The 23442-nt window shown below is 36.6% G+C and carries 19 protein-coding genes, 2 tRNA genes and 6 pseudogenes; 16 read left to right on the top strand and 11 right to left on the bottom strand.

All coding sequences use genetic code 11. The annotated features are described in order from the left end of the window. Window positions 1-3 precede the first annotated feature (3 nt). The 3 genes from AC4CUZ_RS08725 (at window position 4) to AC4CUZ_RS08715 (ending at window position 1924) form a co-directional block, all read left to right on the top strand. The gene (locus AC4CUZ_RS08725; RefSeq protein ID WP_419381322.1) at window positions 4-489 is read left to right on the top strand and encodes a hypothetical protein; all 486 of its coding nucleotides are present in this window, start codon (window positions 4-6) and stop codon (window positions 487-489) included. Beyond that, a complete protein-coding gene (locus AC4CUZ_RS08720) occupies window positions 462-1106 on the top strand; it encodes a hypothetical protein (RefSeq protein ID WP_419381323.1) in 645 nt (214 codons plus the stop codon). The genes AC4CUZ_RS08725 and AC4CUZ_RS08720 overlap by 28 nt, the downstream gene beginning before the upstream one ends. A 122-nt stretch (window positions 1107-1228) precedes the next feature. Continuing rightward, complete coding sequence (locus AC4CUZ_RS08715; RefSeq protein ID WP_419381324.1) at window positions 1229-1924, top strand: pirin family protein; 696 nt, start codon at window positions 1229-1231, stop codon at window positions 1922-1924. Window positions 1925-2002: 78 nt separating this feature from the next. Here AC4CUZ_RS08715 and AC4CUZ_RS08710 read toward each other — a convergent pair whose 3' ends face one another. The 3 genes from AC4CUZ_RS08710 to AC4CUZ_RS08700 all read right to left on the bottom strand — a co-directional run bounded on the left by AC4CUZ_RS08710 (window position 2003) and on the right by AC4CUZ_RS08700 (window position 4036). Next, window positions 2003-2356 carry a DUF1304 domain-containing protein gene (locus tag AC4CUZ_RS08710; protein WP_062033999.1) on the bottom strand — a complete coding sequence of 118 codons (354 nt, stop codon included), beginning with the start codon at window positions 2354-2356 and terminating at the stop codon, window positions 2003-2005. A 66-nt stretch (window positions 2357-2422) separates the two neighbouring features. Continuing rightward, window positions 2423-3400 (bottom strand): zinc-binding dehydrogenase, encoded by a 978-nt coding sequence (locus tag AC4CUZ_RS08705; protein ID WP_419381325.1) that lies wholly within the window; start codon window positions 3398-3400, stop codon window positions 2423-2425. 3 nt (window positions 3401-3403) lie between these two features. After that, the gene (locus AC4CUZ_RS08700) at window positions 3404-4036 is read right to left on the bottom strand and encodes a TetR/AcrR family transcriptional regulator (RefSeq protein ID WP_419381326.1); all 633 of its coding nucleotides are present in this window, start codon (window positions 4034-4036) and stop codon (window positions 3404-3406) included. Between the two features lie 171 nt (window positions 4037-4207). Here AC4CUZ_RS08700 and AC4CUZ_RS08695 point away from each other — a divergent pair. After that, window positions 4208-5333: pseudogene (locus tag AC4CUZ_RS08695) on the top strand (acetyltransferase domain-containing protein). Window positions 5334-5468: 135 nt separating this feature from the next. Here the strand turns inward: AC4CUZ_RS08695 and AC4CUZ_RS08690 are convergent. The 7 genes and pseudogenes from AC4CUZ_RS08690 to AC4CUZ_RS08660 form a co-directional block, all read right to left on the bottom strand. Continuing rightward, window positions 5469-6341, bottom strand: coding sequence for an EamA family transporter (locus AC4CUZ_RS08690; protein ID WP_419381327.1), 873 nt, complete (start codon window positions 6339-6341; stop codon window positions 5469-5471). Window positions 6342-6366: 25 nt separating this feature from the next. Next, on the bottom strand, window positions 6367-7272 hold the full coding sequence (locus AC4CUZ_RS08685) for a DMT family transporter (protein ID WP_419381328.1): 906 nt from the start codon (window positions 7270-7272) through the stop codon (window positions 6367-6369). Beyond that, window positions 7269-7847: a TetR/AcrR family transcriptional regulator gene (locus AC4CUZ_RS08680; protein WP_490747491.1), complete on the bottom strand. Its 579-nt coding sequence runs from the start codon at window positions 7845-7847 to the stop codon at window positions 7269-7271. The genes AC4CUZ_RS08685 and AC4CUZ_RS08680 overlap by 4 nt, the downstream gene beginning before the upstream one ends. 569 nt (window positions 7848-8416) lie before the next feature. Continuing rightward, window positions 8417-8506: transfer RNA gene (locus AC4CUZ_RS08675), tRNA-Ser, on the bottom strand. A 220-nt stretch (window positions 8507-8726) separates the two neighbouring features. Further along, window positions 8727-8816, bottom strand: a tRNA-Ser gene (locus AC4CUZ_RS08670). Window positions 8817-8905: 89 nt separating this feature from the next. Then, window positions 8906-9259: pseudogene (locus tag AC4CUZ_RS08665) on the bottom strand (GreA/GreB family elongation factor); the annotation flags it as partial. 120 nt (window positions 9260-9379) lie between these two features. Beyond that, on the bottom strand, window positions 9380-9715 hold the full coding sequence (locus AC4CUZ_RS08660; protein WP_490747490.1) for a helix-turn-helix domain-containing protein: 336 nt from the start codon (window positions 9713-9715) through the stop codon (window positions 9380-9382). 247 nt (window positions 9716-9962) lie between these two features. On the opposite strand from AC4CUZ_RS08660, the gene AC4CUZ_RS08655 reads away from it, so the two are divergent. The 12 genes and pseudogenes from AC4CUZ_RS08655 to AC4CUZ_RS08600 all read left to right on the top strand — a co-directional run bounded on the left by AC4CUZ_RS08655 (window position 9963) and on the right by AC4CUZ_RS08600 (window position 20714). Continuing rightward, entirely contained in the window at window positions 9963-10370 is a 408-nt protein-coding gene (locus tag AC4CUZ_RS08655; RefSeq protein ID WP_490747489.1) for a hypothetical protein, read from the top strand. A gap of 72 nt (window positions 10371-10442) precedes the next feature. Continuing rightward, window positions 10443-10847, top strand: a complete 405-nt coding sequence (locus tag AC4CUZ_RS08650) for a transposase family protein (protein ID WP_017395860.1) — start codon at window positions 10443-10445, stop codon at window positions 10845-10847. Between the two features lie 37 nt (window positions 10848-10884). Continuing rightward, window positions 10885-11277 (top strand): annotated as a pseudogene (locus AC4CUZ_RS08645) (transposase family protein); the annotation flags it as partial. 472 nt (window positions 11278-11749) lie between these two features. Beyond that, a pseudogene (gene gmtY, locus AC4CUZ_RS08640) lies at window positions 11750-13059 on the top strand (gamma-mobile-trio recombinase GmtY). Next, window positions 13056-15823, top strand: a pseudogene (gene gmtZ / locus AC4CUZ_RS08635) (gamma-mobile-trio integrase GmtZ). The pseudogenes gmtY and gmtZ overlap by 4 nt, the downstream one beginning before the upstream one ends. Then, window positions 15813-16049 carry a gamma-mobile-trio protein GmtX gene (gene gmtX, locus AC4CUZ_RS08630; protein WP_490747488.1) on the top strand — a complete coding sequence of 79 codons (237 nt, stop codon included), beginning with the start codon at window positions 15813-15815 and terminating at the stop codon, window positions 16047-16049. The pseudogene gmtZ and the gene gmtX (AC4CUZ_RS08630) overlap by 11 nt, the downstream one beginning before the upstream one ends. 12 nt (window positions 16050-16061) lie before the next feature. After that, complete coding sequence (locus tag AC4CUZ_RS08625) at window positions 16062-17087, top strand: IS30-like element ISAba125 family transposase (RefSeq protein ID WP_079265503.1); 1026 nt, start codon at window positions 16062-16064, stop codon at window positions 17085-17087. Window positions 17088-17094: 7 nt separating this feature from the next. Next, window positions 17095-17508: pseudogene (gmtX, locus tag AC4CUZ_RS08620) on the top strand (gamma-mobile-trio protein GmtX); the annotation flags it as partial. Then, window positions 17505-17978 (top strand): transcription elongation factor GreB, encoded by a 474-nt coding sequence (gene greB, locus AC4CUZ_RS08615; RefSeq protein ID WP_490747487.1) that lies wholly within the window; start codon window positions 17505-17507, stop codon window positions 17976-17978. The pseudogene gmtX (AC4CUZ_RS08620) and the gene greB, both read left to right, overlap by 4 nt. A gap of 150 nt (window positions 17979-18128) precedes the next feature. Beyond that, on the top strand, window positions 18129-18740 hold the full coding sequence (locus AC4CUZ_RS08610) for a hypothetical protein (protein WP_490747486.1): 612 nt from the start codon (window positions 18129-18131) through the stop codon (window positions 18738-18740). A 17-nt stretch (window positions 18741-18757) separates the two neighbouring features. After that, window positions 18758-19858: an XRE family transcriptional regulator gene (locus AC4CUZ_RS08605; RefSeq protein WP_125278473.1), complete on the top strand. Its 1101-nt coding sequence runs from the start codon at window positions 18758-18760 to the stop codon at window positions 19856-19858. A gap of 34 nt (window positions 19859-19892) precedes the next feature. Then, entirely contained in the window at window positions 19893-20714 is an 822-nt protein-coding gene (locus tag AC4CUZ_RS08600; protein WP_490747485.1) for a hypothetical protein, read from the top strand. Window positions 20715-20738: 24 nt separating this feature from the next. Here the strand turns inward: AC4CUZ_RS08600 and AC4CUZ_RS08595 are convergent, their stop codons facing one another. Beyond that, on the bottom strand, window positions 20739-23435 hold the full coding sequence (locus tag AC4CUZ_RS08595) for a DEAD/DEAH box helicase (protein ID WP_490747484.1): 2697 nt from the start codon (window positions 23433-23435) through the stop codon (window positions 20739-20741). Between the last annotated feature and the right edge of the window lie 7 nt (window positions 23436-23442).

The following is a 23442-nucleotide window of genomic DNA, read 5'->3' as shown; positions in this document are numbered from 1 at the left end:
CTCTTGAGAGCACCTTTTTTCAATTACAACAATATAAAAATGACGATGAACGCTTTAAAAATAATACTGCCCGTGGCCTGCTTACTATCTTTCTCAACTTATAGCTTTGCCGAATTAGATGAAGAAATCGTGACCAGCGTGGATGCTTCTGCATATGTAGTCGAATCTGACAATCCATTTGACAGTCTGGATGATCATGAAAAAATCCGTCATCCGCAATACATTCCAGAGCAAGATAGCCTCAAAGATCCACTTTTGAATGCACTCTATTATGTCATCGCAGGCAAATCTCCGATTCACTATTACGCGATTCGAACGGGGCAAAAGCCTAAACTGCTTTATTTAAACTCGCCCCACTCGGCAGTTTTTTCAATAGGCGAGGCTTATACTGAAAATCGAGAAAATTCACCCTACAGCCCCAACTCAACAACACTGTCAAAGATCATGAACTGTTTTCGATTATGCCCGTCGCGAAGCATCTCGCCCTGATTTTTCATACTCGCTATGCCTATACTCCTACAGAGTTAAAAGCCAGTGCGGCCATGAACTCCATCTATGCCAACAATCACTACCGATACAGCTATGAAATTATTGAAATCGACACGAATGGCAAACAGCTCCACCGCGTGCAATTTGTGGCTCCAGCAATTGAAGATGGGATGAGTTTTGGCCCCAAATGGGATGAGAACTCATCAGATTATAATAATGCAACACTTGAATACAGCACCAAGTCCCCGGGCGACTACCAAACCGTGCATCCTTATAATCTTGAAACCCATTATGAGTACAGACAAGGTACGCTTAAGCACTTTGAACAGAAAACTCTACTCACCGCCAGTGACAAAGTATTCTTGAAGAATCCACCCAACTCGATTAATTATGAAAATTATCTCGATGATCAAAATGTACCGCTCTCCGTCGAAGGCAGTACTTGCCTCGATGACTATTTTGTTTTTAAAGACAAAGCGGCTCCTCTCGGTGTGAAATGGGGCAATGACTGGATGCAACAGCAGCCGATGTTGCATCAACAATTTTTAGCTGAATATGCTCAAGGCAAAAACTATGTCTGGAAAGATTTCCGTGTGCGGTATTGTGATTTAGACTAAGACTGCAATGTTGCGTTTAATCATTTCAATATTGAAACGCAACATTGCAAATTCACTATTTTAGCGATAAATATAAAACGCTAAAATTACTCCATAGATTAAAAATAAGATTGGAGTTCAAAATGGATGCTTTCATTCATCGCAGTCAAGACCGCGGTCATGTCAATATCGGTTGGCTAGAGTCTAAACACAGCTTTTCTTTTGGCAGTTGGTATAATCCTAAATATATGGGCGTGAGTGCCTTACGTGTTATCAATGACGACGTGATCGCGGGCCATCAAGGTTTTGGTCAACACCCCCATGACAATATGGAAATCTTGACCTGTGTGCTTAAAGGTACCATCACCCATAAAGACAGCATGGGCAACCATGGTGGTATTTCTGCAGGTGAATGGCAACTGATGAGTGCAGGTACGGGTGTACAACACAGTGAAATGAATCAGGGGGATGAGCCGGTACATTTGCTACAAATTTGGATTAACCCAAATCAAAGAGATGCAGCGCCAACCTATCAACAGATTCGTCTTGATCCATATGAGCAACCAAATCAATGGCATGTGATTTGTGGACCAAATGACAATGCTGCAATGCATATCCGTCAAGATGCCGAAGTCAAAACGGCTGTGATTGAAAAAGATCAAATGCTAGAAGTTAAAGCTACACAGCATATTAACTATATGCATGTAATTTCAGGTTCAATCCAAGTTGCAGAACATATTCTTCATGCAGGCGACGCGATTGCTTTCTTAGAAGCAAGCGACGTTAAAGCTTTGGAAGAAGCACAAGTGACTTGGTTTGATTTGCCTGAAGTCAAATAAGTCATCCCTCACAATAAAAAGCCAACGTCAAGACGTTGGCTTTTTTAATGCAGAACTCAAGCAGTTGTTTCATTTGGTTTAGAGAAAATTCACCGCAAGTAACGCTACAACAGCAGGTAAGGCTTGAATGTAGATAATTTTCTTACTGGCGGTCAACCCACCATAAATTCCAGCAACCAAAACGCAGCCTAAAAAGAAATTGGCCAGTGGCAGTGCATAAGTTTCGGGTGCACATAGCGCCCAAAATAGACCTGCAGCCAAGAAACCATTGTATAAACCCTGATTTTGCGCCATGACTTTGGTCAGCTGTGCTTTTTCAGGCGTATTGCCAAAGGCTTTTAAACCATAAGGCTTATCCCATAAAAACATCTCTAAAACTAAAATATACACATGCAACAGTGCAATTAAAGCAATCAAAATTTGTCCCATCATACGCTTTATCCTTATTTTTGATGAATGATGCTAGATCAGCTTCACAACTGATCTAGGTCGAAACTATTAGGGTTTCAAAAGTACTTTACCCTGACGCGCGCCTTGCGTCGCTTTCAGTGCTGCATCTTTAATTTGAGCAAAGCTGAAGATGCCTTCAACAGGCAACAGTAATTTTTTCTGTGCAGCAAGCGTCAATAACTCCACAATTAACTCCTTTTTACGTTCAGCAGACAATTGCTTATTCACCACACTTGCCCAAAAACCTTTGACTGTGGCTTGTTTAAAAATCAGATCTCCCGAAGAAATCTGCATAGTCTCACCCGTCATGCTACCAAATGAAACCAATAGACTATTTTCACTCAGCAAAGCCAACATTTCCCCACTGGCCTGACCACCAATGGAGTCTACACCCGCAATCAGTGGCTGATCTGCATGAATCGCTTTGACTTGTTCTTTCCAATCGGCTTGGTCTGTTGCCACCACATTTTGAATGCCTAAGGCCTGCATTTCAGTTACAGCCTCAGTACGGCGAACCAAGTGAATCACCTTTTGACCACGCGCTTTTGCAATCATTGCCACGGTTTTACCCACCGCACCATTGGCAGTGTTCTGAATCAACCACGAATCTGCCGGCAAGTCGATAAAATCTAAAAGCATCAGTGCACTGATCGGCATTCCAATCAACTGCGCTGCCGTTTCATCATCAATCGCGTCAGTTAAAGGCACGATGCCATGTGCTGGCGCAATAAAATACTCAGCCCAACTGCCATGAACTGCAGCAACTGCTACACGCTGCCCTACCGATACGCCTTGTACACCCTCACCAAGCGCATCAATCACGCCCACAGCTTCGCTACCACCAATTGCAGGCAGTGTTGGTTTATAACCATAACTACCACGCACTGTCCACACATCGTGGTTATGCATTGGCGATAGAATCATTTTAATACGTACTTCACCCGCTTTCGGTTCAGGTTGCGGCATATCTGCAGCTTCCAAGACGTCAACAGGTTCACCAAAATGGTGATGAATAATACTTTGCATTTGCTATTCCTTTATCGGTTGTAATAGTTGTTGAGTGGTTTCCAAAGCAAGGTAAAGAGGCTGCTTATCTTGGGCCAATCTTGCCAATAAAGCTGCTCCCAACCACAGGTGATACATCGTCTGTGCCATTTTTTCAGCGTCAATATGCGCTGGAATTGAACCGTCTTGCTGCCCTGCTTGGATTAGGCCCGAAATACGTTCTGTTAACTTACGCACCCCGAAGTTCAAAATCTGACGCATATCTTCAGATAAATCTGAGACTTCTGCTGCCAATTTGACGATCAAACAACTCTCCGCCCACCCCCCATCGCTATGATGTTCAACATCACTTTCAATATGTGATGGGTTATCAATCCATGCTTGCCAAAGTGCTACGAGGCTTGCATAAGCGCTTCGCTGTTCTTGCTGTATCAGCTGATCGATTTTGACTTTATAGTCGGCCAGATACTGCTGGAGTAGCGCACAGCCGAAAGCCTCTTTCGAAGCAAAGTAATAATAGAATGAACCTTTCGGCACATCACAATTCTTTAGAATTTCCTGTAAGCCCACTCCGACAAAACCTTTATGTAACACCAGTTGAAAACTGCTATTTAAAATGTGTAGTCGTGTCGCTTCACTTTTATCTGATCGTTTCATATCCACACTATAAATCAATAATAGACCAGTCGCCTATAAAATAATGCATCTACCTTTGATAATTCATCTCAAATCATTGGATTACATATAAATTTTGCTGATTAAATTTTAGATATAAATGATTGAAATAAATGTTACATTATACTATAACCCTAATTTTCAATTCATCTTATGTCTACACCTTCACAACGTTTACAAGCGATTGACGCTCTCAGAGGATTGGTTATTCTGATTATGATGGTCGACCATGTCAGAGAAACTTTTTATCTGCACCAGCAAGTCCCCGACCCGATGCTAATTCCAGGAACCGAAGAATCCCTTTTCTTTAGCCGAATCTTGGCTCACTTATGTGCCCCTGTTTTTGTGGTTTTAACAGGCTTATCGGCTTATCTTTACCAAGCAAAAAACAACAGCGTTCAAATGACACGTGAATTTTTACTCAAACGCGGTCTATTTCTGATTTTTCTCGAACTGATCATTATCAACTTCGCTTGGACTGGACAGTTCCCGCCCGATGTCATCTATTTACAAGTAATTTGGGCCATTGGTCTGAGTATGGTGGTTTTAGCAGGCTTGATTGGGCTATCGCAAAAATGGCTCTGGGTGATCAGTCTCAGCATTATTTTTGGACATAATGCGCTGGATCAAGTGTCATTTTCACAAATACCTATCCTGCAAAATCTGTGGTTTATTTTACATGAACGTGGTTGGATCAAATTTGGAGATCTGATTCGCTTTAGAACCTCCTACCCTGTACTGCCTTGGATTGGGGTGATTACCCTTGGCTATTGCATCGGTCATACCATATTTAACAGTACATACGATGTCGCAAAAAGAAATCAAATCTTGTTAGGTTTCGGGCTTGCCAGTATCAGCTTATTTATCGTTTTAAGAATGATCAATCTCTATGGCGACCAGCACTGAAACCGTTATGAGTTTTTTGAACTTGACCAAGTATCCGCCATCGCTGCTGTTTATTTTGTGGAATGTCGGACTAGGCTTAGTCCTGTTAGTATTAATTCAAAGGGTTGAAAGTAAACCTTGGGTCAAGCCCTTGATTGTCTTTGGTTCCGTGCCAATGTTCTTCTATATCGTACACTTATATGTGCTGAAAGTACTCTATGTCATTGCGGTTGCACTATTTGGCACGACCCATGGCGAATACTTCGGGGTTGATCATGTATCCACCCTCTGGCTCATTTCGATTATTTTAACTGTGGCTCTCTATCCGTTGATGTTGAAATTCTCAGCCTTTAAACATAAAAACAAACACATTCGTATTCTTAAATACCTCTAAGGATTTAAGGTGTATAGCCAATTTCACTGCAATAAGATTGATGCTTAGTCCAACGAGGCATCAATCTTGACCTTATATCGGGTTATAAATAATGGCTATTAGATGACTGCCCTACTTCAGTTTCAATAACCAAACCTAGTCTACACATGTTTGAGCAACGCCTGTATTTTGATAAGAACAATAGAAGAACCCTGCACACGATACCATGATAATTGACACCCCTATCATTTGATAAAGGTTTAAATTTTCACCTAAAATAAACCATCCCGCCAATGCACTGATGATTGGTGAAGCACTTAACAACACCCCAAATATTTTGGGTGACAAACGCTTCATTGCAAAAATATCCAGTAAAAATGGAATACAACTCGACAGCAATGACACCACAATGCATAGACCGAATACCTCATATGTACTAAAAGCCTGTCCAACATTAGATATTCCAAAAGGAACAATACATAGCGTCGCAATCATCATGCCAATTGCTACCGTGTTACTGCCGCCTTTGGCCACTTTGGTTCCATAGATAATATACAGTCCCCAGCAGATGGCAGCACCAAGCGCATATAACATGCCAATATAGCTAAAGTTATTATCCACCTTCCCTAAGGGAAATAAGATCAAACCAATCAGCGATAAGCCACCCCAGACAAAGTCCGATTTATTTCGTGACATAAAAATAGCCACAGCCAAAGGCCCTAACACCTCAATTGAAATCGCGATCCCGACCGACATATAGGAAAAAGCTTTATAAATGAGTAAATTCATCAAGCTTAAAATCACGCCATAACAAAAGAGATCTTTCCATTCCATGCTGTTTTGACGAAAAGTTTTCCATGGCTGAAATACAATCCATAAAAAAACTGCGGATAAACCTAAACGCACCAAAGCGACCGTTTCAGCTCCGAGGATGGGAAAAAGCATTTTTGCAAATGCAGCACCCACTTGTACTGAAATTAAAGACAATACGGCTGCGAAAAGTGCTGTTTCTTGTTTATGTATCATCATGTATGAAACGACCCAAGGAGAAAATTTACTTTGCTTTGGTGAGTAGTGCTAAGCAGATTGAAATTAAAACCATCCCAATCCAACCGATTGGTGCAAGTTGTTCTCCCACCAACAGGATTGCAAAAACAGCAGCAACCAAAGGTTCAAACAATGTCAAGGTAATGGCTTTACTGGCGGGTACGGTTTTTAAGCCATATCCAAATAAAACATAGCCCAAAAACATTGGAATCAACATCATATACCCCACGACATAAAGGTTGATGTTTTCTTCAAACAAGTTTGAACCTGTTATCCATAAAGTCGGAAGTAATAATAAAGAACCAAGTCCGAAGATGAGCCCCATAGATGCTTTTGCATCCATTCCTTGGTCAATCATTCGTTTTGCCGCCCAAGAATATAAAGCATAGGTCAATCCCGCAACCGCCCCTAAAGCAATACCCAACATTTGTCGATTTTGGGACAAATGCTCCGTGGTTGCTACAGCATGTGATTCCCCTAGAGAAAGTAACGCAACGCCCGTCACTCCCAATACGAAACTCATCAGCCATGTCATCGAAAGTGCTTTTCGATCAAATACCCTTTCTAAAAGTGCGGTAAATAAAGGCGCCGTACCAATCGACACGACTGTCCCAATGGTGATCCCAGCATAGTGCATCGATGAATAAAAGGCCAAAGGATAAATAAAAACCGCAGTTACACCTACACCGAGCATCACAGCATGGGCTTTGATATGTGCCAGATGGTAGATAATACTTTTTCGCGCCAAAAGTGCCTGTAACAGTCCACCACCGCCCATGGCGGCAGCACCAACAGCCAAAGGACTCAAATTAGGTGCAAAAAATGCGACTGTACCCGTCGTTCCCCATAGAAAAGCAGCGAATAGCACTGCGATAAAACCATAATTTGGTACCGCAGAAACAGACTGATTCACGTACTGATTTCCTGCGTTAAAAGTATTTTCACCATCGCTGTTGCAGCTTGTACTTTTTCACTCGAGCTTTCCAAGCCTGCTCGCGCAATCGATCCCTCTAGAATAAAAGACAACAACAAAGCCATTTGTTTGACCTTGTCTGCGTCCGAAATGATAAGGGCAAGCTGTGTAGAGATAATGTTTTCAATTTCATCCTTATGCGCTTTCACAGCCAAGCGCTCGGCGCTGTGCGCTGGGAACTCAGCAGCAGCATTCAACAAACCACAGCCCCGAAAGCCTTTTTCATAGGCAAACTCAGCATGGTCTTGATAAGCTTCAAAAACCGCGACAATTTTATCAATAGGAGTATGGGCTTGTTGGTTTCGAAGCGCATACAAATCTAACCACTCTTGATGCCGTGCTTCTATATAAAAAGTGATCAAGTCAGCCTTAGTCGCGAAATTATTATATAAGGACATTTTAGCAACTTTGGCCTTATCGGTAATGCTATTAATCCCTGTACTGGTGATGCCATCGTTATAAAACAAAATCGCGGCTGCATCTAAAATTTTCTGTTTCGCAGTTTTTGTATTCATCACACTCAACCAAGTAGACCGATCTACCTAATATATAGAATATGTAAAAATATTCAAGTCACCTTTGCTTATTTAATGAAGGAAATATCAGATGAATCAAATACGGGAGAATACCCTTCAATAGCCCCATCGCAATGGCGGTGGATAAAAAGCGAAACGGAACTATCGCTCTATACTTTTACACGGCATATGTAGTTCCAACTTATAGGTAATGAGTTGCTAGATAGGCCGAACGAAGGATGCTAAAAACCCATCTGAGAAATTGAGAAACTTTCAAAAAACTGATCTACAGAAATGACTGCTATACAGTACAACTGCATAGTCTCTATAATTGCTTGTCTGAAACGAATAGTGAATCCAAAAAAGGATCAAGTTGGACAGCTCAATAGTTATAAAAGAAGGTTAAATACCTTAAATAAAAAAAGCAGTAAGAGAAGGTCTGACTGCTTTTTTTAGAATTTGATCACTGCCGATCTATGTGGTGTTCCCCACACTACTTGCCGTAATGGCTCAACTTAAACTTGGGTTATCGATTAATGATTAGTTTTAATTTGTATTTAAAAATAATTTGGCGGAAGCGGTGAGATTCGAACTCACGGAGGACTCACACCCTCGTCGGTTTTCAAGACCGGTGCATTAAACCGCTCTGCCACGCTTCCATGGGCGCTATCATATAAATAAAAATATTTTTTGGCAAATATTTTTCATCTCTCAGCCTTCAAAAGACCACTATTCAGCTAAAAAATGTTCAATCTCAATAAGATATTAACTTTACAGCCTTCATATGCAGGAAAATTGAGCGATAGCACTGACATCTTTTAGAAATTAATTTAAAAAAGGCATAAAAAAACCCTGACTCAGTCAGGGTTTTTTTGAATTTGGCGGAAGCGGTGAGATTCGAACTCACGGAGGACTCACACCCTCGTCGGTTTTCAAGACCGGTGCATTAAACCGCTCTGCCACGCTTCCATGGGCGACATCATATAAACATTCAATCTACTTGGCAAATACTTTTCTTCAAAAATCACACCAAGTGGCTAAAATTAAAACAAAATCTTTTAGTTCTCTGAACTTTCAGGTCTGTCATAACGAATTGAATTGACATACCAGTGTTTTTTTCCAGTTGGCGTCAACACTTCAATTTCATCATCGACTTGTTTGGACAGTAAAGCACGTGCCATCGGCGAGTCGATGGAGATGTGCTGCGGGTGATGATCGTAAATTTCATCTACTCCGACGATGCGTAAGGTTTTTTGTTCCCCTGCGTCATTTTCAATTTCGACCCAAGCGCCAAAATAAATCTTGCCAGCCTGCTCTTCAGAAAAGTCGATAATACGAAGTTCTTCGAGGCGTTTTCCCAAGTAGCGAACCCGTCGATCAATCTTACGTAAGATCTGTTTGTTGTACTGATATTATAACCCCACTCTAAAACATACTATTTCTAATCAAATTAGCTTTTCATATCACAAAAGTTTGTACAATCTGGTATGTAAAAGCCCATATTTCATACTGAATAGTATATGTTGAACTAGTTAATTTTCACTGTCCGAACCTGAATTGAATGAGTTAATAAAATTTAAAACTTCAAGTTTTTGTCGATCAGATAAGAAATGAAGCTTTAAAATGATTTCAGCCATCAAGTCATCTTCCGTATAAAAATAAGCTACGGGAACATCCAAAACATTTGCAATATTTTTTGCCATAAGAAAGTCTGGTAAATGCTTACCAGTTTCGTATTGATTCATCCTAGCACTAGCAGAGGATTCATCAATACCAGCTAAAATTCCCAAACGTTCCTGAGATAAACTTTTTGTTTTTCGTGCAACTCTCAACCGTCTGGAATAAATATTCGAATTATGTTGTGTCATCAGTTTAGTAATAAACCATAAAACTAAGATGTTCTTAGTTTTTAATTGCTTTATTACTAAGGATTTCTTAGTATTTTAAATATTGTGTAATCTCTGAAAAGTTGAAGGTTCCGAATTAAAAATTAAATTAAGATAATTTGTTATTTAAATTTGGAAAAATTTTTCATATTTCAAGTTATTGGATTACATATAGCCCATTAGTCTTAAGTTTAGCTGATAACTTAATAGTCATTTCTAGATCAAGTGTATGAAAGAAATTAAAAATGTAGTTAAAGAACAGTTTTTATTAATTTTAGAACGTCAAACTGTTCTGGTGATGTTTACTCCAAAAGAAATTTGGTCACAGTTCGATATGATTTCCGAACAAGTCAAGCTGCAAACTTACGCTCTTATAAGACAGCTTGTTAAGTACAATTATTTAACAGAAAAAACATGCTCGAACGGGAAAAAACTCTATTCAGAGACTTCGAAATTAGAAGATTTTAGATTTGATCATTGCAGGTTAAAAGCAACAAAAATTTTAAATGAAAAGCTAAATGATATAAAGCGACTAGAATTTGAAAAAAATAATGAACTCAATCTTACTAAGGAATTAATGAAAGAAATTCCAGAACTTGATTTCTGTTTAAAAAAATATATTAGACTTCCGTCATAAATCAAAAAACGTACAATTTATTTGATCTTAAATTAATCAGCAAAATTATTTAATTCAAGAGATAATCCTTGGATGAAATTCAAAGATATTCAAAAATTATCAGACGTTAAGTTTCGTAGGCTTACCGGTGTTAGTTGGGCTACATTTAACCTCATGTTGGCCGAGCTAAATAAGCATTTACCTCGTCATATTGGTAAAGGACGACCGCATAAATTACCGTTGGAAGATCGTTTGCTCTTATGTATAGAATATTGGAGAGAATATCGAACATTTTTCCATCTTGGTATGAGTTACGGTGTATCTGAAACGAGTGCAATTCGTATCACACGTGTTATTGAAGATACCTTAATCGGTTCTGGAAAATTTAACTTGCCAAAACAACTTCCTAATCGAGATGAAGTGGATTGGGAAGTTGTTGTGATTGATGCCACTGAAATATTAGTTCAACGTCCAAAAAAAACAGAAGAAATGGTATAGCGGTAAAAAAAAGCGACATACCTTTAAATTTCAGCTATCTATGCACTATACAACAGGTGAAATACTGAGTGTATGTGGAAGTCATGGAAGCATGCATGATTTTAAAATATTTAAAAAAAGCATGAGGAAATTAAAATTTAAGCCCTTTTTTATCGTTGATAAGGGGTATTTAGGGATAAAGAAATTGGGTTTTGGATGCCTCATGCCATCTAAAGCAAAGAAAACTGAAAAACTAGATTCTGAATTAAAAAAGTTAAATAGAGAGATTGGTCGTAGACGAATTCAAGTAGAGCATGTATTTGGAAGGATGAAATGTTTTAAGATTTTATCTTGTGTATATAGAAATCGTCGTAAAAGATTAAACCTGCGGTTTAATTTACTTGCTGGCATATACAATTTAGATTGGGTGAAAGATAAACAATTAAATTGATTGAAAAATGATTTATGAAGGAAGTCTATTAGCAATATTAATTATGAGATGAAAGAAATTAAAAATAAAAAAAATAATATTTCAAACATTATCAAAAAAATTGAATTTTGCATTTATTAAATTTAAAACTTAACTTTAATAATTTATATTAGCTTACTTAAAATATCAAACAAACAATAATTTATCATTAAAATCACACATCCATATAGAAATTAGCAGATCAAAATAAATTATTTTTTTAAAATTCATTATTATCAATTAGATATATAAATTTCAAGAATTTTAAAAAACAATCTATATAGTAGACACTTAAAATTCACAAAAAAAATAAAACAAATAAATTTATAACATATACCACAAAAAATTAAAAAATATTATTGATATTAAAGGACAATATTAAAAATATTACAACATCATTGACATCAATAAAAATAATAATAAAAATAAACTAGTTAAATCAATCAAAGCTAATATGACGTACGTTAAAGATATTTATGTAAATTATAAAGATTGTACTTCTCAGACAACCTTAGTGCTACCTGCTATCTTGACTGAAAGTGGAATCATTATTTCTCATTTAAGATATTTAGCTTCGCATAAAGTAAAAAGTGAATCATGGAAAGAACGATCATGCTATGCGCTCAAACTTTTATTGAAATATATTAATTCTGTTCCGAACATTAATAATGCAACAAAAGTTTTAAAAGCCTTCACTGAAGCTTTAATCACAGGGACAATTGATTACGATACTCGAACAGACCCACTTGATCTATATTGGCGCCCACGGACAATTAGTGATACTAATAATTTATTGTTCCATATCACAAATTATACTGATTTTTTAACGAGGCAAAACGAACATTCCACACTTCGAGTAAATCCTTTCAGAAAAGCGACAACCCATGAAGAACGACTGAATTGGTGTGCTTATTACCATAAACAAAATCATGTTTTTTTAAATCATCTAACAACAAAAGATTCATCACTACAGCAAGTTCGTGTAGTTGACTCTTTCGAAAATCATTTCATTGATTGTGAATACGTAGTACGTTTTCCAGAAGATCAAATTGAAAGACTTTTATATTTAGGTTTTGAAAAAATGGGGTAATTGACTATAAATCTCAAGCAATCACTATGTTGATGAATTATGGTGGGCTGAGAAAAAGTGAAGTTTTTCACATTTTTACATCAGACATCACATTAAATCCTAATTACCCACAGGAAGCTCTTGTGCGTGTTTACCATCCAGTAGAAGGTGCCTCCCCCGATCCATTTTTTAACAATAGAAGTGAATATCTTTTATCTAAAACCTCATTTAAACCTAGAAATAAATACGTATTAACAGAACGTCTTTATGCCGGATGGAAAAGCCCATCACTTCTTTCTCCTGGATTTTATTTAGAGGTTGTTTTTAACCCGCCAGAAAAAGCTAAAGAATTCTTATTAATATGGGCAAATTACCTCAAATATCAACGTGTAGAACCTGCAAAAAATAACCCTCACCCTTTTGCATTCACTAATACCCGTGGAGAACCTGAAACGCTTAAAAATTTCCAGCGATTGCATAAAAATGCCGTAGAACGTATCGGATTACAATGTAAAAAAAACTTAGGCACAACCGAACACGGTCACCGACATGCCTATGGATTTCGAGCACGCCAAGCTGGTTTAAATCAAATAGAAACCAAATACGCTATGCATCACAAAAGTCCAACTTCTTGCCTTGTCTATACCAAACCAACTTCAGAAGAAGTTCAAGAAAAATTGAGAAAGAACAAATGATAAAACCACAATCAATTCGTCAAATTGAAAATAAGCGATTTAATAAAGAATTTTCGATGTTTCCTGACCTGAACTCTTTAAAGCAATTTTGTAAAGATACAGGCATTACTAATTCCGTTCTATATAAACAACAATACAGAGAACATGGACTGCCTGCACATCCTGAAAGAATTTATGATGAGTGGATCAGTTATAAAGATTTTTTTGATATTGTTGATTTTATTTCATATTCTGAATTAAAAGAATTAGTCATTACTGCGAAACTTAAAAGCTCTAATGAATATAAGAAGTTTGTTCTAAAACAGAATGATCCGACCCTTCCACTCGACCCTCAAGGAGTCTATCAAAAGGAATGGGAAAACTGGTACAGATTTTTAGGTAAAAGCGAACCATTTAAACCTGATTTCATTTCGCCAGAATACATTAGTTGGGCAATTAAAATTAAAGAGTTTATGACTCAAGCACGAGGTGGAAGTACTAAAGAAACGCAGCTCTGTCGCTTCGTCCGTCTTTATATTGAACCTTTTGATAAAAGTAAAACGCCACATATCTTTCTCATACAAGAAAAATTTGATGTAAATCGTTTTCGAAATTTACTCGCAAACATAGCATCCGAACCGATGAAACGAAAACTAGTCGTCTATGTTAATGAGTTTTTGAATTATATTATTCATAATGATTTAACAATAGAAGATGAAGAAACAGGCGAAATTGTTCGAGTTAAGAATGCTCGCAACCCATTTTCGTATCTATTAGATCAACAAAATATATCCTCTACCTCTATTCCATCGGAAACAACAAAACCTTGTCTACAATATCATTTTGTAAAAAAGGTGCAAGGATGGATTATTCCTGAAAGTGCTAAATGTTTTCAGGATCTAGAACATCTTCATAAATTTGATGCTGATTGGGTCAAAGTTAATTTTGATCAATTAGATCTTTATGATCCTGACTGTGTTTATCGGATTACAGATAATCAAGCTTACTTATGGTGCCCTACCGATTGGATTCATACTTACACACTAACCAAAGTTCCATTACGAGGACGACAAATTGCCTATAATGATTCTGGTGAAGCTGATGAGTATTTAGCGGAATTTGATGAACAAAATAAAATCATTTGGCAAAAGAATCTTTCGCCATTATCAGGAATGACCAAAGATCAATCATTCATCAAAAGAATGCCTGATGGTCAATTAGGGATGTATACCACGACTAATAAAACAAACAACAATGGAAATGGCTACACTATTCCATGGATACCTGAAGAGCTTGCTTACTGGCTATTAAAGCTGCGCAAATGGCAACAAAAATTTAATCCAATTCATGCCCCAACATCTTGGTTAAATTGCCAAAGAACAAATTTGAATGAACTACAAAGGAAAGCAAAAGGAATCAATTGTTTTTTATTTAGACGATTTAATGACTCTGAACCAGCAAATGTTGGAAACTCTTTAACACCACGTTTGGCAGCTGCACTTTATAACATACAGCCTTCTAACCTTAGTTTGGCGACCCTTGAAGGTAATCAAGCTATTCTAAGTGCATATAAATCTAAATACACACCACATAGCATGCGAGTTAGTTTAATTACTGCATATGTCGTTGAAATGGGTATGCCTATTGAAATAGTAATGAAAATTGTAGGTCATAGCTCAGTAATTATGTCTATTTATTATTGCAAAGTTTCAAATCGTGATATTAGAACTAGGCTAGAGGAAGGCGAGAAAATCGCATTAAAGTCTGAGGCCGAGTCTATCCAACGAACAATTGAGCAAAATAAGATTGAAAATGTTAAAAACCAGTTGGTTGGTAATAATTCTGAATTACTACAGGCATTATCTAATGAAGTACCAGCGGGAAATTATATATTTAGAGATTACGGTATTTGTCCCTTTGCAGCATCTAGATGTGATGATGGTGGGGAATTAATTAAGAGTAGTACGTTCTACTCCCCCACACCACAAGGTTATTTAGGTATTCAAAATTGCATTCGTTGTAGGCATTTCATTACAGGTCCTGCTTTTATAGGTGGATTATTGGCAATAACTAATGAAATTTTACTCCAATCTAATGAGCAATCTGACATATGCTCAAAACTGCAACTAAATATCAATCAAATCAATCAGGATCTCGATAATTTAGAGAAGGAAGAGTACATAGCAAATATTAAAAAAAAAAATTTGAAGGTGCTACCAATAGATCAAAATTGGAAACACAACTTCGTAATTTTGAATCAGAATATGAAACCGCTGCAAAAAAATTAGATATGCTTTTATGTGATATACAAGCTGCTTATGGTTATATTACTAGCTGTCACAAACTAATCAACAATATTACCTTAATTGAAAACGATGACAAACTTTCTCTAATAACATCTTCTAATGCTGAATTAGTCGTGGAAATGGAGGAAGTAAGTCATTACCAGCAATTGCAAGAAGTTTGTGAAAATGCGGTAATTTATAAATCATGCAGTGCTGATAATGCAATTTATCCAAGAACACAACTTATTGATAGAATGGCAGCATTCAATGAAATTATGCCAAAACTTTTCACGCTTTCTAAAGATCAACAACTTTATGCAGGTAATCAAATTTTCAGGTTGTTGATGAATAGGCTAAAATCTTGGGATAAAGTACACAAAGTAATATATGGAGAAATTAAACTAATTGAATTGACAGAAATAGAGCAAATTTCAAAAACTGAAATTGAACTTATTTTAAATAATTCAACACCATTAATTGAGACTACTCATGGATTCTAGTGAGTTATTAATTGAATTAAAAAAGAATACATCTTCTAAATCTCAGCAAACACTTGATGCCATTTATGAGGTATGTACGGAGCAAATGAAACGAGGTGGTGATGATTTTTCATTTAGCACTATTGCAAAATTAGGATTTGATCGTGGAGTACCTCAAGCACAAAGTATTAGAAATAATAAAAAGGGCAGAGTAAAACTTGAAGTGCGACATAAACCACCTAATTAATTTAAAGGGTTTATGGAGTATATAAAATTGTCATACCATCATCTTAACTTTGAAGATCGTACTGCATTAATGCTTGAGTCAAGAAAAGAAGGCTTTTCAGCCAGAAAATTTGCTGAACTTATTAAAAGACATCCTAGTACGATCTATCGTGAGCTTAAAAGAAATAGCATCAATGACGTTTATCAAGCTCGATATGCTTCTGATAACACTTTTGCTAGACGTAGACGTGGTCACAGAAAACTCAAAATCGATTCAATCCTCTGGAAATTTATTGTTGAAGCGATCCGTTGTTTATGGTCTCCTCAGCAAATAGCAAAGCGTTTAAAGACATTTCCTGATTTGGATCAAACAATGAATGTAAGCCATACAACGATTTATTCAACGATACGAGCATTACCCAAGGGTGAGTTGAAAAAAGACTTATTATCCTGTCTACGTCATGAAAATAAAAAGCGAAAAGCTAACGGTGAACCTAAAAAAGATTCTATATTACAGGATATTAAAACTATTCATGAGCGCCCAGCCGAAGTTCAAGAAAGAAAAATACCGGGTCATTGGGAAGCTGATTTAATTAAAGGTAAAGACAATAAAAGTTCGATAGCAACACTTATTGAACGAAATACACGGCTCTGTATCTTGGCAACATTACCTGATGCAAAGGCAGAATCAGTGCGCAAGGCTTTAACTGAAGCTCTGAAATATTTACCTGCAGAACTGCGTAAAACGTTGACCTATGACCGTGGACGTGAGATGTCAGAACATAAAATACTCGAAGAAGATTTAGGCATAGATGTATATTTCTGTGACCCACATTCACCCTGGCAAAAAGGCACATGCGAAAATATGAATGGTTTAATTAGGCAATATTTACCTAAAGGGATTGATTTAAATCAGGCAGATCAGCATTATTTAAATCAAGTTGCCATGTCACTGAATACTCGTCCTAGAAAAGCGTTAGATTGGCTTACACCATTAGAGAAATTTGCTCAGCTTGTTGATTATCATAAGACTTTTCAAACTGTCGCACCTCATGTTTGAATTCGCCAAGTATAAAGTACTCATTCAATCTTTTCAGGATAAATCCTCACAGAAACCTAAGTTAAAAAAACCTTCAAAAAGTGACAATGAATGGATAGACGAAATTGAAAATCATAAGCATCAATTACTGGTACGTATCATGGCATCTGAATTAAAAGAAGCTCAACAAATGATTAGAGAATTAATTCCGCCTAAACAACGGGTTGATTTTTATGATCATAAGCATATGATGCCTGATCAATCTTTTAAGTTTTCTGATCAAGAAGTTCGGGCTTTACAGTATTTACTTTCGACTGATTTTCAAAAAAAGTGGAATTTAAAACCTACTGCTTTTGGTGAACTTGTGGACGACTCTAAAAAGCCTGTTTTTAAAGTTGCAACCTTGGATGCCTTACGTAAGGCCTTGGAGTATTTATCTTGAATCGTAAATTACTTACCGCTGAAGGTTATCAGCGCTTACAAGATGAATTAAATGATTTTGTCCGTAAAGAACGTCCTGAGATTACGAAAATAGTGTCATGGGCAGCAAGTCTCGGCGATAGATCGGAGAATGCTGATTACCACTATAATAAAAGAAAACTACGTGAAATTGACCGCAGAATTAGATACTTAACTAAACTTTTTGAGGTAGCCCATAAGGTCGAATATAACCCTGAACAAGATGGAAAAGCTTATTTTGGAGCATGGGTTGAATTAGAAAATGACGAGGGTGAGACTATTAAGTTTCGCATTGTAGGCGATGAAGAAATTTATGGACGTAAAGACTATATTTCTCTCCAGTCACCTCTTGCAAAGGCTTGTCTAGGTAAATCGGTAGATGATGAGATTCAAGTACATACGCCTACAGGAAAAAAAACTTGGTATATCTGCAATATTTCGTATATTAAGTAAATAATTTTTAATGAAATTCCTGTTTTATCTATTCACACCAACCCTAGTTGACAAAAAACATATATAGCAATAAATATTGGTTGACATAATTTAAATATAGCAATAAATTTAAGTTACCCCAACATTTCACAATTTATCGCGGATTTATTTATGGAATTACATCATCCTTCACTTTTTGAACCACAATTAACCGATGAGGTTATAAGTTTTTTCGCCAAGCATATGTTAGACATCTATCGAGATATTAATTATCTATTGAGTACTGATGATGACTCAAACTATGGACGTGGAACTAGTATCTTCGATAGAACTCGTAATCGCTTTTTAAAGTTAATTGTTAGAAAACAATGTCCGGTGGATGTTCACTTAACTGATGGTTCATTAAAGTTTATTTTTCAAATAGGTAATGCTTCTATACGTTTTTTAAAAGATGATTTTGAAAAACCTAAAAAGAAAAAATTCCTCATGCAACAAATACAAAGTTTTAGCCTATTTCCTTTAGATGATCACCAACCACATTTTTGGCGATTCATTCTGAATGAACCTAAAACTCTTGATGATGAACCACTTGTTGTATTTGCTGGCTATAACTTAGCAAATGATGTTGTTGCATATTGGGATTCAAATAGTATTACTGATATCAACCATATTCATTTGGTTGAGCCAGAAACCCCCGCATCTGTCGAGTTAGGCTCCCCATTGGTCGAAGATCTTGATATCGAAGATAAAGATGATGAAGATTCCATAGCTGTAAATAACTAATTGTACGATGACTAAACATGACAACACAGTTTAATGGCTTGGAACTAAAACTTTTAAGGCAATTCAATGAATTATCATTAGAAGATTTAGGTACCGAGCTAAATTTAACACGTCAATATCTTCATAAAGTTGAAACTGGGCAAACTATACCCAATGATCAATTTATTGATAAAGTGGCGCACTTTTTTAATGTGCCACAGACTTTTTTTATGCAGCTAAAACCTGTTTTACAGGAAGATCAGATTCATTTTAGAAGTAATCGTACCGCTAAAGTTTCGTTTAAGCAGATTGTTATCGCAAGAGGTGAATACATAAAACGATTAATTGAATATTTGGATTCAAAACTCAGATTACCTAAATATGATATTCATACTTTATATGACGAACCAATTGATCAAAATCCAGCAATTGAATCTATAGCTGAGCAATGTCGTGAAAAATGGGGATTAGGTTTAGGCCCTATTAGTAGCATGGTGCGACTCTGTGAAACACATGGAATTATTGTGACCACTTTCTCTAGTATATCAAAAGAAGTGGATGCTTTATCCCTTGCCACAAAACGCCCGATTTTTGTACGCAATGAAGCAAAAGAAAGTGTATGTCGTCAACGTTTTGACTTAGCTCATGAACTTGGCCATCTTGTACTTCATGATGGACTTGTTACCGGTGATAGACTAACAGAGTCTCAAGCTAACCATTTTGCATCTGCTTTATTAATTCCACAGGTAATGATGCGTACGCACTTCCACACTTGGCATAAAAATGGACGTTATAACTGGTCTAAATTAAGTGAATTTAAGCAAACTTGGAAAGTTAGTAAAGCTGCAATTTTGTATCGTGCTAGACAATTAGGTTTATTAACTCCCGAACAATATACTAGTGGTGTTATCTACTTGAAAAAAACAGGTGAAGGTCTTACTGAAAAAGAAGATCATTTAATTCCAAGTGAAAAACCTGAATTACTAAAAGTTTGTTTCTCTGCACTCTCCAAAAAGAGAATTTTTGCTGAAGATGTTGCAAACTCTTTGAATATAAATGTCGATTTTTTAGAAAACTTAGTTGGCATGAGTATTCCTAGAAAACCTAATACATTAAAAATCGTTGAAGAAAGCACCTAAAGGTGCTTTCTTCAACTTTGGAAAAATAGAAACTATGACTAATTTATCTTTTACTTCCTACCCGATCAGAAATAAATACGAATATTATTTACCTGAATTACAACTTTTTAGTTCATATAACGTTGGTGGAATAGCTTTAAAAGATTTAAACATTTATACAGAACCATCTTACCATGATGGTCATTCTGATGATCATAGATTCAATACATTTCATTGTAATAGCATCACAAACCATGATGAAGCTTGGGCAATTGGATTAGAACTTATAAGTCTTTTGAGAGGGCTGGTAACTATTTTTTTTGGTGAAAATGAACAGAGATTTGTTCGGTTGGAAAAAATGAAAATAGAAGGACAGCCTCTTGAATATCCAACATATGAAATGAATCACAATATTAAAATTTTGTTAGGTTTCTACCAAAGATTAGGAAGTAATCTAAATAGTAATTTAACTTTTACAGAGAGAAGAGATTATAAAGAAAGTGCTAAGGCTAATGTATTTGCTAGTTCCTTTTACATAGCACAAACACATATTGGAGTTTATTTGATTTTGAAATATTTTTCCGAACCATTAACGTGGATGAGTCTATATAAAATAATGGAAACATTTATGACTATTGAAGCTCATCATGATACAGGTTGGAAAATACCTTATAGCAAAGCTGACAAAACTAGATTTACCAATCCAGCTAATGATTTCAGCATGGTAGGAATTGATGCTCGTCACGGATTTAAAAAAGATTCGTTAATGCCAAATACTGGATCTAAAATGGAAATTAATGAAGCAAAAGAGATGTTTATTAATTGTGCTAAATCATATTTAAATTTTAAGCTCGACGAATTAAGAAAAGCACCTTAAGGTGCTTTTCTAATAACCAATAAATTAATTGGTTAAAGCTTGATTTATCTGCTCTTCCAAACTACGTCCAACTTCATCCTGATTTTTAGCCATTAAGAATAGTCGTTTTCCATTACTATCTTTAACCCATTGCTTACCAATAGCATTTTTAATTCGTGCATCATCAGCTGTATCTAGATGTCCCCCTTTGTATTCCAACACAAATATCGAACCATCAACTAATTCAGCAATGAAATCTGGGTAGAAATAGTCTTTTTCTGTTGGTAACCAGAAGGAAGTATGTGATTGCTTAGGAATATTACGCACCCAATATTTTACTTTAGGATGCATGTCCAAAAGCTGAGCACATTTAAACTCTTCAGAAATCTTTCCTGATTCAGTCTTTTCTTTTAAATCATCAATCTGAGCATAGAAATGCTTTTTAAACTTATAGCTACCTCGATAAGGCTTTCTAACTGGGTAAATTCCACGCTTAAACTCAAAACTATTTTCTAGTTTTAATTCTTCTGCTACTTTCAACTCTGCAAATAAATCACTTTGGAATGCTTGTTTACGAGCAAGTTCAAAGAGTCGGTCAAGCTCACGAGAAACAGCTAGTGACAATTGGAATTGAGCACGATGTAGTTGCGTCAATGTAAATCTACGCTCATTCAACAAGTGACTAATGAGCTTGGTTAAATACGCTCTTAGCTGAATTTGCGTTAATCCTGCCCTTCTTGTTTTCCGATCTAACCAATTCAACAAATCATTTTCGGTGATTGGTGTTGGCATATCATCAAATTGAATCTGTTGGCTATTGAGTAATTCATAACTCAACTGCTCATCTTCAAGATTTAGGTCAATCGCAAAACTATTTACAGTTTCACGTATGTTAAAACCTTCCAATTGAACTGGATAATCTAATAGATTCCATTCAACCGAATCTTCAATAGTTTCTTTGTCTGCAACTTGCCATTCACCATCAACAAATAATCCTAATTGTGGAATCAATGCGAAAGTAGCATTCCAGTTTTCTGGTGCTTGATGAGCTTGTCGCTCCGCACGAGCTTCCTTGAAAACTTCTTGTATTTGAGTTTTTTGTTTCGGAGTGGCTTTTTCAATTACAGCTTTTTCAATTTGATCAAACTCTTCGTCAGTCGTCCCTTTATGAATAATCAAGGACGTACCTTGGCTATTTTCTCTCGTTTGAATCGCTGGTTGCAAATTAGTTGGAATAAGTTCAGGTGTAACCACAAATGGAATAGAGACCATGACTTCAGGAGTCTTTGGTTGAGTAGTCCCTTGACTTGTACCTGTAGTACCTAGATCCAATTCAGGTTGTGGATTTGCCACAATCGAGGCTTCCGCTTCCCATTTATCAAAGCCCATATTTTGCACCATACGGTCTTTAAGAAGCATGGTGGCTTGAGCAATGGAACTTGAGACAACGTGAGCATATGCTTTATTGAGTTCATCATTCTGACGTAGTTTTGCATACGGCATACGTAAGACACGACCTAACAACTGCTCTACATCAGTTGCAGAATTGATATTTTGCAAACTCGCAAGTACATAGGCAAATGAGCAATCCCAACCTTCTTTCAGTGCTTCGACTGTAATCACAATTTTGACTTTACTTTGAGGGCTAAAGAGATTTTCATCTTCTAGCTCTTTGGTTTGCCCTGTAGAGATCGCAATCCAGTCTTCAGTTATATTTTCATATTCGCTTAACAAATGCTGTTTCACAGCTTCTACATTCGCTTCACCATTTTTATCTTGGGCTTGGATCAATAAAATTGGGCGAATATATTCTTTTTCGCTTTGTGCAAGCACTTCTAACTTTTGTCGTTGAATCAGCGCATCACGAATACAATCTTGCCAACTATTTGGATGTTCAGTCAGTACGACTGGCAGCTTAATCATGTGATCAACTTTTAACTGTGCAGCAGAAACCGAGTAAAGAACATTATTGTCTTTTGGTGTTGCTGTCAGCTCTACCAAGCAACTTGGGTTGAGACGCTTCAAGGTTGGGAAGAATGTTTTTCCACCACGGTTTTTATGCGCTTCATCCACAACAATAATTGGTCTATGCAAGTTAAAGAAATTGACCAATGAATGTTTAACACGACCAATATCTTTTTCAGTTAGGAATGGTTGATACTGCAAAGTATCAGCCGTTACTTTATCCATACTTTCGGCTTGGTGTGGAGTCAATTGAGTAAAGTGTTCACTCAAGGATTCATCAAAAGCATAGGCATTGCGCTGATAGGTCTTTTCTTTATCAATATTGAAGATCTGAATAGTGGTCACAATGATAATACATGACTGTCCAACATCATGCTTGTTGAGTGATTGAAGCCCGTCAATGTCACAGATTTTGATGCGATCGCCATAATAGCTTTGTAAGGCTTGTCTATAAGGGTGATTTACATTAGCAAGTGCAGCAAGTGTTTGCTGTCGAATCATATCTGTTGGTACAAGCCACAATACAATAGGACTCTCAGTATTCACATAACTCTGTGCCACTTTAGGAATACTATGCGCTGCAAGCAGCGTCTTACCGCCACCCGTAGGTACACGTAGGCATACAATTGGTATTCCCTCCAATCGATCGTTATAAGCAATATTTTCGCCGACACAGCGTTTAAATGCTTTCTCCGCCCCTAATGATGCTGCCAAAGTAAAGAATTGCTCTAATGCTTTTAAAGAATCTATTTGGTACTGTTTTAATTTAAGTGACATACGCAAT

The sequence above is a fragment of the Acinetobacter sp. 789_lipA genome, from assembly GCF_058242845.1.
The sequence above is the reverse complement of the archived record's forward strand: the minus strand, read 5'-3'. Positions and strand labels throughout refer to the sequence as shown.

What these genes read in the sequence shown, in the direction of transcription:
- AC4CUZ_RS08720 (WP_419381323.1), top strand. Translation starts at nt 462, where the DNA reads ATGCCCGTCGCGAAGCATCTCGCCCTGATTTTTCATACTCGCTATGCC.
- AC4CUZ_RS08715 (WP_419381324.1), top strand. Translation starts at nt 1,229, where the DNA reads ATGGATGCTTTCATTCATCGCAGTCAAGACCGCGGTCATGTCAATATC.
- AC4CUZ_RS08710 (WP_062033999.1), bottom strand. Translation starts at nt 2,356, where the DNA reads ATGATGGGACAAATTTTGATTGCTTTAATTGCACTGTTGCATGTGTAT.
- AC4CUZ_RS08705 (WP_419381325.1), bottom strand. Translation starts at nt 3,400, where the DNA reads ATGCAAAGTATTATTCATCACCATTTTGGTGAACCTGTTGACGTCTTG.
- AC4CUZ_RS08700 (WP_419381326.1), bottom strand. Translation starts at nt 4,036, where the DNA reads ATGAAACGATCAGATAAAAGTGAAGCGACACGACTACACATTTTAAAT.
- AC4CUZ_RS08690 (WP_419381327.1), bottom strand. Translation starts at nt 6,341, where the DNA reads ATGATGATACATAAACAAGAAACAGCACTTTTCGCAGCCGTATTGTCT.
- AC4CUZ_RS08680 (WP_490747491.1), bottom strand. Translation starts at nt 7,847, where the DNA reads ATGAATACAAAAACTGCGAAACAGAAAATTTTAGATGCAGCCGCGATT.
- AC4CUZ_RS08660 (WP_490747490.1), bottom strand. Translation starts at nt 9,715, where the DNA reads ATGACACAACATAATTCGAATATTTATTCCAGACGGTTGAGAGTTGCA.
- AC4CUZ_RS08655 (WP_490747489.1), top strand. Translation starts at nt 9,963, where the DNA reads ATGAAAGAAATTAAAAATGTAGTTAAAGAACAGTTTTTATTAATTTTA.
- AC4CUZ_RS08650 (WP_017395860.1), top strand. Translation starts at nt 10,443, where the DNA reads ATGAAATTCAAAGATATTCAAAAATTATCAGACGTTAAGTTTCGTAGG.
- gmtX (WP_490747488.1), top strand. Translation starts at nt 15,813, where the DNA reads ATGGATTCTAGTGAGTTATTAATTGAATTAAAAAAGAATACATCTTCT.
- AC4CUZ_RS08625 (WP_079265503.1), top strand. Translation starts at nt 16,062, where the DNA reads ATGGAGTATATAAAATTGTCATACCATCATCTTAACTTTGAAGATCGT.
- AC4CUZ_RS08610 (WP_490747486.1), top strand. Translation starts at nt 18,129, where the DNA reads ATGGAATTACATCATCCTTCACTTTTTGAACCACAATTAACCGATGAG.
- AC4CUZ_RS08605 (WP_125278473.1), top strand. Translation starts at nt 18,758, where the DNA reads ATGACAACACAGTTTAATGGCTTGGAACTAAAACTTTTAAGGCAATTC.
- AC4CUZ_RS08600 (WP_490747485.1), top strand. Translation starts at nt 19,893, where the DNA reads ATGACTAATTTATCTTTTACTTCCTACCCGATCAGAAATAAATACGAA.
- AC4CUZ_RS08595 (WP_490747484.1), bottom strand. Translation starts at nt 23,435, where the DNA reads ATGTCACTTAAATTAAAACAGTACCAAATAGATTCTTTAAAAGCATTA.